This is a genomic window from Ureaplasma zalophigenitalium, from assembly GCF_025780055.1.
GTDB lineage: Bacteria > Bacillota_I > Bacilli_A > Mycoplasmatales > Mycoplasmoidaceae > Ureaplasma > Ureaplasma zalophigenitalium.
This window is the reverse complement of sequence record NZ_JAOXHJ010000028.1, coordinates 1-486: the sequence shown is the minus strand read 5'-3', so window position 1 is coordinate 486 and position 486 is coordinate 1. Positions and strand designations below refer to the sequence as shown.

Below are 486 nucleotides of genomic sequence, written 5' to 3'. Positions count from 1 at the left end.
ACATCAAAATCATCACTGCTTTTGATTTCGATAAATATTTCATGGTCATTATATTTAATTAAAAAATCGGGGTAACTATTTTTGATTTCAAACAGCGAATCTTTTTCATAATATTGAAAATTAATTCCGTGAAAAACGGGGTTTTTACTTCAAATTTGTACTTTGGCGTGCACATCTTCGTGTGTGCGTAGAAATTTAAATAATTCCTCGCAAAAGGCTTTTTCTGTATAAGAGTCAAAGAAATATTCTGGTTGTTCTTGAATCGTGCTCTTATAAGCGTATTTATCTAAATCAAAATACATTTTGTGGTTATCACGCACATATGCATACATTAGGTTAGGTAATATTTGCCGGTGTTTTAAAACATACTCTTGCTGATCGTCTTTTTTAATAATTTCAGCCAAGGTTTTTTTGTAAAGATTATGGATTTCTTTTTTAAATTGTTTAATTATGATGTATCAGAATAAAAGAATGTTGCTTGTATTT

1 pseudogene is annotated in these 486 nt (G+C 28.8%); it reads right to left on the bottom strand.

Annotated elements, in window-relative coordinates:
• A pseudogene (locus OF365_RS03210) lies at window positions 1–486 on the bottom strand (hypothetical protein); the annotation flags it as partial.